The sequence below is a fragment of the Mycobacterium sp. G7A2 genome (assembly GCF_041902445.1).
In the GTDB taxonomy this organism is placed as follows: Bacteria; Actinomycetota; Actinomycetes; order Mycobacteriales; family Mycobacteriaceae; genus Mycobacterium.
Map to the genome: position 1 here is coordinate 5,804,473 of NZ_CP169251.1, position 13,228 is coordinate 5,817,700.

General features: G+C 70.5%; 11 protein-coding genes. 8 read left to right on the plus strand and 3 right to left on the minus strand.

Translation table 11 applies throughout. From position 1 onward, the window contains the following. Positions 1-51: 51 nt before the first annotated feature. Positions 52-1,197, minus strand: coding sequence for a DUF5995 family protein (locus ACEWX3_RS27580; RefSeq protein WP_374158289.1), 1,146 nt, complete (start codon positions 1,195-1,197; stop codon positions 52-54). A gap of 134 nt (positions 1,198-1,331) precedes the next feature. On the opposite strand from ACEWX3_RS27580, the gene ACEWX3_RS27585 reads away from it, so the two are divergent. Together ACEWX3_RS27585 and ACEWX3_RS27590 are read left to right on the plus strand one after the other, a co-directional pair. Then, positions 1,332-4,118: a LuxR C-terminal-related transcriptional regulator gene (locus tag ACEWX3_RS27585; RefSeq protein ID WP_374158290.1), complete on the plus strand. Its 2,787-nt coding sequence runs from the start codon at positions 1,332-1,334 to the stop codon at positions 4,116-4,118. A 192-nt stretch (positions 4,119-4,310) separates the two neighbouring features. Beyond that, entirely contained in the window at positions 4,311-4,670 is a 360-nt protein-coding gene (locus tag ACEWX3_RS27590; RefSeq protein WP_283605044.1) for a hypothetical protein, read from the plus strand. An 88-nt stretch (positions 4,671-4,758) separates the two neighbouring features. Here ACEWX3_RS27590 and ACEWX3_RS27595 read toward each other — a convergent pair whose 3' ends face one another. Continuing rightward, positions 4,759-6,501: an FAD-dependent oxidoreductase gene (locus ACEWX3_RS27595; protein WP_374158291.1), complete on the minus strand. Its 1,743-nt coding sequence runs from the start codon at positions 6,499-6,501 to the stop codon at positions 4,759-4,761. 111 nt (positions 6,502-6,612) lie between these two features. Here ACEWX3_RS27595 and ACEWX3_RS27600 point away from each other — a divergent pair, with 111 nt between their 5' ends. After that, a complete protein-coding gene (locus tag ACEWX3_RS27600; RefSeq protein ID WP_152519433.1) occupies positions 6,613-6,768 on the plus strand; it encodes a hypothetical protein in 156 nt (51 codons plus the stop codon). A gap of 62 nt (positions 6,769-6,830) precedes the next feature. Further along, the gene (locus ACEWX3_RS27605) at positions 6,831-7,088 is read left to right on the plus strand and encodes a hypothetical protein (protein WP_374158292.1); all 258 of its coding nucleotides are present in this window, start codon (positions 6,831-6,833) and stop codon (positions 7,086-7,088) included. Positions 7,089-7,255: 167 nt separating this feature from the next. Here the strand turns inward: ACEWX3_RS27605 and ptsP are convergent, their stop codons facing one another. Then, the gene (gene ptsP, locus ACEWX3_RS27610; RefSeq protein WP_374158293.1) at positions 7,256-8,953 is read right to left on the minus strand and encodes a phosphoenolpyruvate--protein phosphotransferase; all 1,698 of its coding nucleotides are present in this window, start codon (positions 8,951-8,953) and stop codon (positions 7,256-7,258) included. A 102-nt stretch (positions 8,954-9,055) separates the two neighbouring features. On the opposite strand from ptsP, the gene ACEWX3_RS27615 reads away from it, so the two are divergent. Genes ACEWX3_RS27615 through ACEWX3_RS27630 form a run of 4 tightly spaced genes read left to right on the plus strand, consistent with a single transcriptional unit; the run spans position 9,056 to position 13,152 of the window. Further along, positions 9,056-9,835: a DeoR/GlpR family DNA-binding transcription regulator gene (locus ACEWX3_RS27615; RefSeq protein ID WP_374158294.1), complete on the plus strand. Its 780-nt coding sequence runs from the start codon at positions 9,056-9,058 to the stop codon at positions 9,833-9,835. Then, positions 9,832-10,809, plus strand: a complete 978-nt coding sequence (locus tag ACEWX3_RS27620; RefSeq protein WP_207068824.1) for a 1-phosphofructokinase family hexose kinase — start codon at positions 9,832-9,834, stop codon at positions 10,807-10,809. The genes ACEWX3_RS27615 and ACEWX3_RS27620 overlap by 4 nt, the downstream gene beginning before the upstream one ends. Positions 10,810-10,833: 24 nt before the next feature. Further along, positions 10,834-12,834 carry a fructose-specific PTS transporter subunit EIIC gene (locus ACEWX3_RS27625; RefSeq protein ID WP_374158295.1) on the plus strand — a complete coding sequence of 667 codons (2,001 nt, stop codon included), beginning with the start codon at positions 10,834-10,836 and terminating at the stop codon, positions 12,832-12,834. Positions 12,835-12,894: 60 nt separating this feature from the next. Next, positions 12,895-13,152, plus strand: coding sequence for an HPr family phosphocarrier protein (locus tag ACEWX3_RS27630; protein WP_152514905.1), 258 nt, complete (start codon positions 12,895-12,897; stop codon positions 13,150-13,152). Positions 13,153-13,228: the final 76 nt, after the last annotated feature.

The following is a 13,228-nucleotide window of genomic DNA, read 5'->3' on the forward strand; positions in this document are numbered from 1 at the left end:
ACATCGCGGGCCCTTGTCCGCCGCTCGGACCTCACGTGCACGGTCGCCCGATCAACGCCCGGCCAGCACCCGCACGTTGTAGGCCACGTCGCGACTCTCCTTGTCGGCGATCCATCGCACCAGCCGGTCGATCGTCTCGGTGGTGTGCAGGTAGTAGGAGCCCAGGACCCCGGCCCACGCGTCGTGCACGGCGATGTCGTCGGGGCGCCGTTTCTCGTGCGCGTCGAGCTGGTTGGCGAACGACCAGGCCAGGTTGCGGAAGACGCGCAGCAGCAGGTTCAGCGCACGGTCCTGGCAGGGCACCAGCCGGCGCAGCACCGTGACGCGCGGCGAGAGTTGCCCGGCGGTGTCCAGGAAGATCGACACCTCGTCGGCCAGCAGCATGTTGATCCGGTCGAAGTCGTCTTCCAGCGACGCCAGATCCCCCTCGGCGGCCAGCATCGCCGCGATGCCCAGATCCAGATTCACGTGGGAGTTCACCGCGGTCAGCATGTGCTGCAACAGGATCGGCGCGTCGTGTTCGTGTCCGTCGAAAGACCACTGCCAGACGTGGCTGGGCGCCTGGTAGTCGCGGGGATGGAAGAACGCGTTGAGCGCGTCGAAGTACCGCTGGGCGAAGATGACGTCGAAGCGCGCCATGCGCGCATTGTCGTCGAAGTAGTCTCCGGCGCGGATCTTCTCCCGGATGGCGACGGTGGCCCGCCGGTACACGGTGGCGAAGTACCCGAGGCCCCCGAGGCTCGTGCCGAATTCGATGGCCCAGTCGATGATCTGGTCGAACCGCGCGATCACGTCGTCGACCGTGCGGGCCGTCTCCAGGTAGGGCAGCTTGGCCGCGGGCAACGCCGACGGGGCCGGCCCCGGTGTCGGCGGCGCCACCGCCGACGGTGCCACCGAGTTGCGCCGCCGCATTCTCTCCAGAGTCCAGGCGCCCCGCTCGGTCAGCAGCGACGCGTCGACGGCGGCCGTCTCGGCCGGCGCCGGCGCCAGAGTGGCCAGGATGTCCTCGGTGCGCACCCGCGCCAGCTCCGCGGCCCCGACCGCGGCGATGTACACCGCCTTCAGGCCTGCGGCAACCTCGGTCAGCCCGTCGAGCCCTGCCTGCGACTCGTCGAGGGCCGCGTCCACCAGGTCGCAGAGCTCCCTCAGCGCGACCTCGGTGTCGCCGCGCACGGCCTGCACCCCGTCGCCGTTCATCTGCACTCCCCCCCGCCGGGCCAGTCTTCGTCGTTCTATCACGCTCGGACACAACCGTGCCGGGCGCCGCGATTTCGGCAAACAGTTTCGCCGTACAGGAAGCAGACCACACCGCAGGCTGCGATGATGCTGCGGTGACCAGCCAGGGGGCGGGACATCAACCGCAACACCAGGCGGTCACCGATTTCGTGACAGCCGTGCAACGTGGTCCTGCCGCACTGGTTTTCGACGGCGAGGCCGGTATCGGCAAAACAACCGCCTGGCTGGCCGCCATCACCGCGGTCCGGCAGAGCGGTTTCCGGGTTCTGACGGCACGTGTCGGTCAGGCCGAGTCAGTGCTGGCCTACGCGGCGGTGGCGGACCTGCTCGCCGACGTGGACGCCGACGTGATCGCCCAGCTGCCCGATCTGCAGCGGCTTGCGATCGACCGGGTGCTGTTCCGCGCCGGGGGCGACGGGCCCGTGACCGACCAGCGGGTGACCGCGGCCGCGTTCGCCACACTCGTCGAGGCGGCGGCCGCGAGCGCGCCGACCATCCTGGCTATCGACGACACCCAGTGGCTGGACCCGTCGAGCAGGGCGGTGCTGGCATTCGCCACCCGCCGGCTGCGGGGCCGTGTCGGCGTGCTGGCCACCGAGCGCCGCGACACCGACGGGCTGACCGCCACGGCATGGCTGGATCTGTCGCTGCCCGACGATGTGACGCGGATGCGCTTGCAGCCGTTGTCGATCGGCGCGTTGCACAGCGTGCTGGTCGACCGGTTCGGGCACGGCTTCCCGCGCGCCGAACTGGTCCGTATCGCCGAGATCAGTGGCGGCAACCCGTTCTATGCGATCGAGCTCGCGCGCGTGCTCGACGGCAGAAGGGAGCCGTCCGCCCAACCCGCGCTGCCCCCCACGCTGGCCGAGGTGGTGCGCGAGCGGACCGGCCGCTACCGCGGTGACACCGCCGAGGTGCTCCTGATGCTGTCCTGCGTGTCGGCCGCGACGGTGGACCTGCTGGCCCGGGCGGCCGGTGCCACGGCCGGGCGCATCGTCGAGCTGCTCGAGGACGTCGAAATCGACGGTGTGGTCGCCATCGACGGCAACCGCGTCGGGTTCACCCATCCGCTGCTGGCCCGCGGCACCTACGCCGAGGCCACGGCGGCCCGGCGGCGTGCGGCGCACCGCGCCCTGGCCGCTGTCGAGCAGGCACCGGAGCTGCGCGCCCGCCACCTTGCGCTGGCCGCCACCACGTCCGACGAGGCCACCCTGGCGGCTCTCGACGCGGCCGCGCAGAGCGCCCGCGAGCGTGGCGCCCCGGCGGCCGCGGCCGAGCTGCTCGAGCTCGCGATCGGCTTGGGCGGGGACAAGCCGATGCGCCGGGTGCGCGCCGCCGGCGACCATTTCCAGGCCGGTGACGCTGCCCGCGCCCGCGCGCTGCTCGACGAGGTGCTCGAGCAGCTGCGGCCCGGGTGGCTGCGCGCGATCGCGTTGAATCTGCTTGCCGCGGTGCACATCTACGACAACCACTTCACCCGCGCGGCCGAGCTGCTCAACCAGGCCGCCGAGGACGCCGCCGACGCACCGCCGGTGTTGGTGCAGACGCTGATTTCGCTGACGTTCGCGCGGGGCATGGGCGCCTTCGCCGACGGGACCGACGACACGGGGTGGGTGGAGGAGATGATGGCCACCGCGCGCCGCGCCGTGTCGGTCGCCGAAGAACTCGGGATGCCGTCGCTGATTTCGCAGGCGCAGACGATGTGGGTGCACACGGCGTTCATCCACGGCCACGGCGTCGACGAGAAGGCGCTGCAGCGCGCACTGGCCCTCGAGGAACCCGACGACGACGTGCCCTCACCGTCGCGGGCCGGCTTCGTGCAGGCGCTGCTGTCGGCCTGGACCGGCGACCTGGACGCCGCGCGCACGCAGATCGACGCCGTCCGCCGGCACTGCCTGCAGCGCGGTGACGACCGGAACATGATGGCCGTCGAGTCCTACAGCGCGTTGATCGCGCTGTGGAGCGGGGATCTCGGGCAGGCCGCGCTGCAGGCCGAGGAGGCGGTGCACCGGGCCCAGCAGCTCGGCGGCGAACACGTCGACGTCATCCCGTTGACGGTGCGTGCCGCGGTGGCCGCCTACCGGGGGCAGCAGGCGGTGGCCGAAGGGGATTGCGCCGCCGTGCTGGAAGCCGTGCAGAAGTCGGGTTCGGTGCGGATGGCCGACTGGGCGCTCATGACGGCCGGGTTCCTCGCGGTGTCCCGCCGCGACTTCGACGCCGCGATCGAGGCGCTGCAACCCCTGGTCGATCGGTTGCCACGCGTCCCGGGCATCGAGCTGATGCAGGGCTGGTTCCTGCCGGACGCCGCCGAGGCGTTGGTGTCGCTGAACCGCCTAGACGAGGCCGAGCAGCTGTGCACACTGCTGCTGTCCCAGGGACAGCGGTTCGACCGGGCCTGGATGTTGGCCACTGGTAACCGGTGCCGCGCGATGGTCCTGGCCGCGCGGGGGTCGCTGGATGACGCGCTGGATTCCGCGCGGGCGGCGATGGCCGCCCACGATCGCGTGCCGATGCCGTTCGAACGGGCCCGCACGCAGCTGCTGCTGGGGCAGCTGCAGCGACGACAGAAGGCCAAGGAGTCGGCGTCGGCGACGCTGGCCGAGGCGCTGGCCTGCTTCGAGGCCATGGGTGCGCAGCTGTGGGTCGAGCGGGTGCGCCACGAGCTGGCCCGTACCAACGTCAGACGGTCCGGCGCGGCGCAGCTGTCGCCGACCGAGCAGCGGGTCGCCGAGCTGGCGGCCACCGGGATGACCAACCGCGACATCGCGTCGGCGTTGTTCATCAGCCCGAAGACGGTGGAGTCCAACCTCAGTCGGGTGTACCGCAAGCTGGGCATCCGCTCCCGCGCCGAGCTCGGCCGCCGCATCGACGACGTCCGCTGACGCGCCGAGGATTCGATCAGCAGCGTGGCGGTTCCTTGACGGCGGGAAGACATCCAGCTGCACATTCCACTATTGACATGTCACTATTGGGATGCAAGGGTCGATCTGACCAAACAAGGGGACGTGCTTATGCCGACACTTCCGTGGACGCAACCGACGAGATCCGCGTCGCTACGCGACGAGGTGGTGGTGATGGCCTCTCGCTTCCAGTTGGGCCGATGGCGCGATGTCATCCCGTTCCTGTTGGCGGCCTTGCGGATTCGTCGGCAGATGCTCAGGTCGCCGGGAGTTGTCGGCGTTTCGTTGATCGCCAAGCCATTCGCCAAGACCTTCTACACTCTCTCGGCGTGGAACGACCGCGACGCGCTCGACTCAGCTGTGGCGCAGCAGCCTCACCTGGACGTCATGACGCGCTTCCGCACGCGGACCAAGGGATCTGTATTCGTCTTCTGGCCACTCGGCGGAACGCACCTCCCACCCCGCTGGGACGACGCGCGCAGCCGGCTCGACGAGGAAGCGCGAAGAGCAACCCCACGGTCACGGTCGAGGTGACAGAGCCGCGCGGTGACGGTCGAAGTAAGTCGTGGCTGCTGTGGCCTGAACAACCAGCATCCTCGCCAGGCAGGCCCTCCGCCCCGCGTCAGGACCGCTGGCGCCCAGCGGGTTCGACCAGCATCGGCCGGTTCGACCGTCGGCGCAACACCCGTAGCGCGGCGCGCGCGATCGCACTGGTCGGTTCCAGCGTGCCCGCGTCGGTCAGCCGGAACGGCGGCCGCGCCACGTCGCGGCCCAGTTTCCAACGCAGCCGGTCGAGCTGACGGAACGGCCACAGCACCCACGGCTCCTCGAGCGGGTGCACGTCACAGCGTGGCTGGTCGGAGCCGAGCGCGTCGAGGATGCCGTTGACGGCGGCCCGCGCGGCTTCGTTGGCGCCCTCCATGGTGGCCAGGTCGGTGTGGGTGCGTACGAAATCGGCGGCGAGGAAAAGGTTTCCGATGGCGGTACCGGCGTCCGGGCGGTTCGCCCACGACCCGGCGGTGTTGATCAGCAACGGTTCGGCGTTGGTGGCCTCACCGGGGTTGGGGAATTCGATCGCCGGGTCCAGGAACCACGTCACGACGTTGGACTCGGTCAGCGAGCCGTCGTCGATGTGGTCGACCAGCTGCGCCCACACCTCCTGCCTGATCTCGTCCTTGGTGCACGCTTTGGCGACCTTGCCGGTGACCCGCCCCGGCACATCCCACGCCGAGACGTCGACCGACAGGATGCCCTCAACCCGCCCGTCACCGCGCTGTTCCAGATCCACCGCCGGCCAGAACTGGCGTTGCGAGATCGCGGTCAGCGCCCATTCGGAGTCGATGAAGATGGCGTGGCCGTGCTCCAGCGGCACATCGGTGTCCAGGTAGAACATCACGCCGGTCATCCAGTCCCAGCGCAGCCCGAACATCCGGGCCAGCGCCGGGTCGGCCGCCCGCATCGCCGGGGACACCAGCTCGCGCAGGCGCTCCACCGGCAGCGCGGCGAGGTAATAGTCGGCGAAGACCTCCTCGGGACCGTCGGCGGTGGTCACGGTGACGCCGGTCAGCCGGCGGCCCCGGCAGTGGATGCCCGAGACCTCGCAACCCGGCCGCAGCGTGACGCCCAGGCCGCGCAGATGCTCGAGCCACGGATCGATCCACACTTCGCTGGTGGGTGCGTCGAGCACGTTGTCGACGCGGCTGTTGAGTTGCAGCATGTCGTAGATCAGCTGGGACAGGATCGCCCCGCCGGTGCGCGCGGACATGTCCTCGGCCTTGGCCGCCACCAGCGTGCGGGTCATGCCGGTGGCCAGGAACTTCTGGTAGGCCGGCGACTTACCCTCGGCGGCAACGAAATCCCACCAGCTCATCGCCTCGAACTGACTCAGGCGGCGTTCGTCGCACGCGGTCATGAACGTCAGGACGCGGTCGACGAAGAACGCGAACTCCGGCAGCGGGACGCCGGCGTCGAAGACGATCTCCCGCAGGCCGCGCAACCCGGTGACGAGCTCGTCGAACGAGCGGGGAATGCCCAGCGGGGTGACGATCTCCGAGCGCCCACCGCCCTGGGCCATCAGCACCTCACTGCACCGGGTGAGATGGTCGTACACGGTGGCGGTGCCGCTGGGGATGCGCTTCATGGTGTCGGTCACGTGGCGGTAGAAACCGGGGAAGAACCGGAAGCCGTGTTCGCCGGGCAGATCCACCCGTCCGTCGGTGCCCGACCCCGGCACCGGCATCGACCGCGCCTTCCCGCCGAACGCGTCGCGCGTCTCGTACACCGTCACGTCGAACCCGCGTTCGGCCAGCTCGTGTGCCGCGCTCAGTCCGCCGACGCCCCCACCCAGGACGGCCACTGTCGTCACCGATCAACCCTATCCAGCGTGGCGCGGCGCCGCTGACTGTGTTTGGGAACTGACGTGAGAGGTAATTCGTGCGCCGACAGTCACCATCCAAACAACAGACCTGGAGCAACCGTGATCATCCTGGGCATCATCCTTCTACTGATCGGCTACTTCACCAGCCTGTCGATCCTGACCACGATCGGCGGCATCCTCGTCGTCGTCGGTGTGGTGCTGTGGATCCTCGGCGCCGTCGGCAAGCCGGTCGGTGGCCGAAAAGTCTGGTTCTGACCCAGCCGAGAACCCTCCGGTAGTCGCCCTCCTCGCCGGGTACACCCCGCATGAAGGAGGAGATGACGATTTCCGGAGCGCACGAACCATCTGAGAAAAGCCTGCAGTGGGAGGTCGCGGCCGCCACACTGCTCGACCGCGGCGACCCCGCCCAAGGCGTCGAAGAGGTCACTGTGACCCGAGGCGCTGAGGAGGAGGCCCGTCGTGTCTTCGCCGACACGACGGGCCGGGCCGCCGAGGCCGGATACGACTTCGTGACGCTGCGGTGCGACGGCCGCGATGTCGAGAACTGGCCGCAAGCGACCGGCTGGACCGTCTGAGCGAGCGTCGCCGGCACAGCGCGAGGGCCGCGAACGTCTATTCCCAGGGGCGCGAACGTGTATTCCCTGTAGTGGCCAGGGAGTTTTCACGACCGAGGGAGCACTCTCGCGGACCCCTGCTCCTCGAGACCGGTTCGACCCAGCGGGTCTGACCCGGCGTCGCCCGGTTATCCCAGTACCGCCAGGGCCGCGGCCCGCGCATCGGCGGCGCTGCCCGTGGCCAACACCGCTTCGGCCGCCTCGGAACACTGCTTCAGCGTGACCTGGGCGAGCTTGGCGCCCACCCCGCGCACCGCCGCCGCAGCCGCAGACAGCGACGTGACACCCATCCCGGTCAGCACGCAGGCCAGCAGCGGGTCCGCGGCGGCTTCACCGCACACCCCCACCGGCTTACCGGCTGCCTGACCCGCGCGGATCGTCATCGCCACCAAAGCCAGCACAGCCGGCTGCCACGGGTCGGTCAGCGTGGCCAGATCGGCCGACATCCGATCGGCCGCCATCGTGTACTGCGCCAGGTCGTTGGTGCCGATGGACAGGAAGTCGACGTGCTCGAGGATCTTCTCGGCCAGCAGCGCCGCCGCGGGCACCTCGATCATGACCCCCGGCGTCAGCCCCCGTTCCCGGCACTTGGCCGCGAACCGTTCCGCCTCGTCCGCGGTGGCGATCATCGGGGCCATCACCCACGGCTGGTTTCCGGTGCGGCCGGCCGCCTCGGCGATCGCGTCGAGCTGATGAGCGAGCAGGTTCGGGTTGTTCTCGGCGATGCGGATACCGCGCACCCCGAGCGCCGGGTTGGCCTCGTCGGGGTGCCCGGCGAACTTCAGCGGCTTGTCCGAGCCGGCGTCGAGGGTGCGCACCACGACCTTCTTGCCGTCGAATGCCTCGAGCACCTCGGCGTAGATGGTGGCCTGTTCGTCGACGGTCGGCTCGGTGTCGGTGTTGAGGAAGCACAGTTCGGTGCGGAACAGCCCGACGCCCTCGGCCGGGGTCTCTCGCGCTGAGCGCGCGGCCGCGCCGTCCTGCACGTTGGCCAGCACCGCGACGGCGTGCCCGTCGGCGGTGGTGCCCGGGCCGGACCAGTTCGCGGCCTCGGCGGCGGCCTGCTCCGCTGCGGCAACGGCATCGCGCGCCGCGGATTCCTCGGGCGCGACGGTGACGGTGCCCAGCGTGCCGTCGACCATGACCATCGTCCCGGAGGCGACGTCGTCGAGGCCGGTGACCGCGACGACACAGGGGATGCCGAGCTGGCGGGCGATGATGGCGGTGTGGCTGGTGGGCCCGCCCAGCGTGGTGGCCAGCGCGACGACCAGCGCCGGGTCCAGGCCGGCGGTGTCGGCGGGGGCGAGGTCTTCGGCGCACAGGATCGACGGTTCGTCGGGCACCGGGACGCCGGGTTCGGGCAGTCCTTTGAGCTGGGCGACGACGCGCGAGCGGATGTCGCGCAGGTCGGTGACCCGCTCTGCCATCAGCCCGCCCATCTTGGTGAACATCTCCACGAACTGGTCGATGGCGGCGTTGACCGCGCCGACCGCCGGCGCACCGTCTTTGATGCGCTTCTCCGCCGCGCCCAGCCAGCCGCGGTCCTGGGCCAGCGTGGCCGTCGCGGCCAGCACCTCCGAGGCGGCGCCGCTGGCGTTGCCGGCGCGTTCGCGCAGCCGGGTGGCCACGGTGGCGGCGGCGTCGGTGAAGCGCTGCACTTCGTCGGCCCGCTCCCCCTCGGCGAGCTCGGCGGTGGTGTCGGCGCTCAGATCCGGCGGGGCGCCGGGACGGATCACGGGTGCGTACTGGACTCCGGCCACGACGGGCACCCCGTGCAGGACGGTGCCGGCCGCGCTCGGTGATGTAGGCGAAGACGTCGCAGTCATGTGAACCAGGTTACAAGAAACCGTTGACAAGTCAACACGTTCAGGAGTAAAACCAAAGATATCCACAGACAAACGGATCGATTACCACATAAACGGAGTCCCATGTACCCCGAGGAACGGCAGCAGGCGATCGCCTCGCTGGTGATGGCCAAGGGCCGCGCCTCGGTCACCGAGCTGGCGCAGGCCTACGACGTCACCACCGAGACCGTGCGCCGCGACCTCGCCGTGCTGGACAAGGCGGGCATCGTCCGGCGGGTGCACGGCGGCGCCGTGCCGGTCCGTGCGCTGCACCTGGTCGAGCCGGGCGTCGGGGAACGCGACGTCACCCGAGCCGAGTACAAGGACGCCATCGCCGCGGCGGCCGCCGAGTTCTTCCCGCTGTCCGGGGCGAGCGTGCTGCTCGACGCCGGCACCACCACCATGCGGATCGCCGCGCAGGTGCCCACCGACCGGTCCCTGGTCGTGGTCACCAACTCGGTGCCGATCGCCGCGCGGCTGGCCACCATGCCGACCGTGGCGCTGCAGCTGCTGGGCGGACGGGTGCGCGGGGTCACGCAGGCCGCCGTCGGCGAGCAGGCGCTGCGAGTCCTGGACACGCTGCGCGTCGACATCGCGTTCATCGGCACCAACGGCATCAGCGTGCGTCACGGCCTGTCCACCCCCGACAGCGACGAGGCCGCCGTCAAACGGGCCATGGTGCGCGCCGCCAACTACGTCGTCGTCGCCGCCGACTCGTCGAAGGTGGGTCGCGAAGATCTCGTCAGCTTCGCCCCCATCTCGTGTGTGGACACCCTCATCACCGATCCCGAGATCAGCGCCGAGGCCAGCCGGGAGCTGACCGAACAGGGCGTCGAAGTCATCTGCGCAGGAGGAACTCCGTGATCGTCACCGTCACCCCCAACCCGAGCATCGACCGCACGGTCACGCTGCCCGCGCAGCTGACCCGCGGCGCCGTGCACCGGGTCACCTCGGTCACCAACCAGGCCGGCGGCAAGGGTGTCAACGTCGCCCGCGCGCTGACCCTGGCCGGCGTCGACACGCTGGCGGTGCTGCCCGCCGCGGCCAACGACCCGCTGATCACCGCGCTGCAGGCCATCGCCGTCCCGTTCCAGGTGGTCCCGACGCTGGAGCCGGCGCGCATCAATCTGACGATCACCGAACCCGACGGAACCACCACCAAGGTCAACGAGCCGGGCGCGACGCTGGACGCGGCGACGGTCACCGCGCTGACCGACGCCGTGCTGGCCGCCGCCGACGGCGCGGACTGGGTGGTGATGTCGGGGTCGTTGCCGCCGGGGATGCCGGTCTCCTGGTACGGCGACGTCGTCGCCCAGCTCGCGGGACACCGCTGCCGCATCGCCGTCGACACCTCCGACGCGCCGCTGGCCGCGCTGTGCGAGTCGCTGGACCGAGGCGCCCCGGACCTGATCAAACCCAACGGCGAGGAGCTGGCCAGCGTGCTGGGCCTGCCCGCGGACTCACTGGAAGACGCTGTGGCCCAGGGCGATCCGGAACCCGTGGTGGCCGCCGCCCGCCAACTGATCGACCGCGGCATCGGCGCGGTGCTGGCCACGCTCGGCGCGGCCGGCGCGGTGCTGGTCGACCGCAACGGCGCCTGGCTGGCCACCCCGCCGCCCATCACGCCGCGCAGCACCGTCGGCGCCGGTGATTCGTCGCTGGCCGGGTACGTGCGCGCCGAAGTCGGTGGCGCCGTCCCGCCCCAGCGGCTGCAGATGGCCGTCGCCTACGGCAGCGCCGCCGCCGCGCTGCCGGGCACCACGTTGCCCACCCCCGCCCAGGTCGATCTGAATGCCGTTCAGGTTGCGCCGATCTCACCGATTCCCGCCACCCGCTGACCCCGAGAGACGAGAGTAGTTCCCATGACCAGCTCCACCACCTCACCCCCGATCATCACCCGTGATCTGGTGCTGCTCGACACCGACGTCGAGGGCGACAAGCAGGCCGCGATCGCCAAGCTCGTCGGCGCGCTGGCCGACGCCGGACGCACCTCCGACCCCGACGGCCTGATCGGCGCCGCGATGGCCCGCGAGGAGCAGTCGGCCACCGGGCTGCCCGGCGGCATCGCGATCCCGCACTGCCGCTCCCCCTACGTCGACACCCCGACCATCGGTTTCGCCCGGCTGTCCCCCAAGGTCGACTTCGGCGCCCCGGACGGCCCGGCTGATCTGGCATTCCTGATCGCCGCGCCCGAGTCGGGCGGCCAGGACCACATGAAGCTGCTGACCGCGCTGGCGCGGGCGCTGGTGCGCAAGGACTTCGTGGAGTCGCTGCGCAACGCCGGCAGCGCCGACGAGGTGGTCGAGCTGGTCGACGGTGTCGTGAATCCGAAGCCGGCTGCCGAGTCGACGCCCGCTGCCGCCGACAAGCCCGCCGAGCAGAAGCGGGCCAAGCATCTGGTCGCGATCACCGCGTGCCCGACCGGCATCGCGCACACCTACATGGCCGCCGACGCGCTGGCCGCCGCGGCCAAGGAGGCCGGGGTCGAGCTGACCGTCGAGACGCAGGGCTCCTCGGGCAGCACCCCGCTGCCCGCCGACGTCATCGCGGGCGCCGACGCCGTCATCTTCGCCACCGACGTCGGCGTCAAGGACAAGGGCCGCTTCGCCGGCAAGCCCGTCGTGGCTTCCGGTGTCAAGCGCGCCATCAACGAGCCGGCCAAGATGGTCGCCGAAGCCGTTGCCGCCGCGGACAATCCGAACGCCGCCAAGGTCGAGGGCTCCGGCGCCGACGCCGGCACCGCAGGGGCGCCCGCCGGTAAGGTCGGCTGGGGCACCCGCACCCGCCAGATCCTGCTGACCGGTGTCAGCTACATGATCCCGTTCGTCGCCGCCGGCGGTCTGCTGATCGCGCTGGGCTTCCTGTTCGGCGGCTACGAGATCGCCGACACCGGCAACGACATCGCGCTGAACAACTCGCTGACCGATTTGCCCCCGGGTGGCTTCCTGCAGTACCTGGGCGCGGTGCTGTTCGCGCTCGGCGGGCTGGCGTTCGGCTTCCTGGTGCCCGCGCTTGCCGGCTACATCTCGTTCGCGATCGCCGACCGGCCCGGTATCGCACCGGGTTTCACCGCCGGCGCGCTGGCGGTGTTCATCGGCGGCGGCTTCATCGGCGGCATCGTCGGCGGTGTGATCGCCGGTTTCGCGGCGCTGTGGATCAGCAATCTGAAGGTGCCGCAATGGTTCCGGGGTCTGATGCCGGTGGTGATCGTGCCGCTGTTCGCCTCGCTGGCCGTCGGTCTGATCATGTTCTTCTTCGTCGGCCGCCCGCTGGCCTGGGTGAACACCAGCCTCACCGACTGGCTCAACGGACTGTCCGGCACGTCGGCGATCTTCCTCGGCATCATCCTCGGCCTGATGATGTGCTTCGACCTGGGCGGCCCGGTGAACAAGGCGGCCTACGCGTTCGCCACCGCCGGGCTGGCCGCCTCCACCACCGCCTCGTTCGAGATCATGGCCGCGGTGATGTCGGCGGGCATGGTGCCGCCGCTGGCGATGGCGCTGGCCACCGTGTTGCGGCCCAAGCTGTTCAGCGAGCCGGAGCGGGAGAACGGCCGCGCGGCCTGGCTGCTGGGTGCCTCGTTCATCTCCGAGGGCGCCATCCCGTTCGCTGCCGCCGACCCGCTGCGGGTGATCCCGTCGATGATGATCGGCGGCGCCGTCACCGGAGGTCTGTCGATGGCGTTCGGCGCCACCTCGCGCGCCCCGCACGGCGGCATCTTCGTGCTGTTCGCCATCGAGAACAAGATCGGCTTCGTCATCGCGATCCTGGCCGGCATGGCCGCCGCCGCGGCCTCGGTGATCGTCGCCAAGCAGTTCATCAAGCCCGCGGACAAGTCCGAGCCCGAACTCGTCAACGCCTGATCTCTACCCGACCTCGCGTCACCACCACACAAAGTTTCACCACCACACAAAGGAGAATCCATGCCCAGCAAGAACGTCGTCGTCGGCTCGGCCATCGGCCTGCACGCCCGCCCCGCCGCGATCATCGCCGAGGCCGTCGTCAACGCCGGAGTGCCCGTGACCCTGTCGATGGACGGCGGTGAGCCCGTCGACGCCGGCTCGGCGTTGATGATCATGACGCTGGGCGCCGGCAAGGGCGCCGAAGTCACCGTGGAATCCGAGGACGAGGGCGCCATGAACACCGTCGCCGACCTGGTAGAGAAGGACCTCGACGCGTAGGGGGCGCGCGGCCGGCCGGAGGGCCAGCTGAACATTCACGCTATTTGCGCTAGCGCGACTGGCCCATTTCGGGTTA

Excerpts from the sequence above, each read along its gene's own strand:
- ACEWX3_RS27625 (WP_374158295.1), top strand. The coding sequence starts at position 10,834 with ATGACCAGCTCCACCACCTCACCCCCGATCATCACCCGTGATCTGGTG.
- ACEWX3_RS27615 (WP_374158294.1), top strand. The coding sequence starts at position 9,056 with ATGTACCCCGAGGAACGGCAGCAGGCGATCGCCTCGCTGGTGATGGCC.
- ACEWX3_RS27590 (WP_283605044.1), top strand. The coding sequence starts at position 4,311 with ATGGCCTCTCGCTTCCAGTTGGGCCGATGGCGCGATGTCATCCCGTTC.
- ptsP (WP_374158293.1), bottom strand. The coding sequence starts at position 8,953 with ATGACTGCGACGTCTTCGCCTACATCACCGAGCGCGGCCGGCACCGTC.
- ACEWX3_RS27580 (WP_374158289.1), bottom strand. The coding sequence starts at position 1,197 with ATGAACGGCGACGGGGTGCAGGCCGTGCGCGGCGACACCGAGGTCGCG.
- ACEWX3_RS27630 (WP_152514905.1), top strand. The coding sequence starts at position 12,895 with ATGCCCAGCAAGAACGTCGTCGTCGGCTCGGCCATCGGCCTGCACGCC.
- ACEWX3_RS27605 (WP_374158292.1), top strand. The coding sequence starts at position 6,831 with ATGACGATTTCCGGAGCGCACGAACCATCTGAGAAAAGCCTGCAGTGG.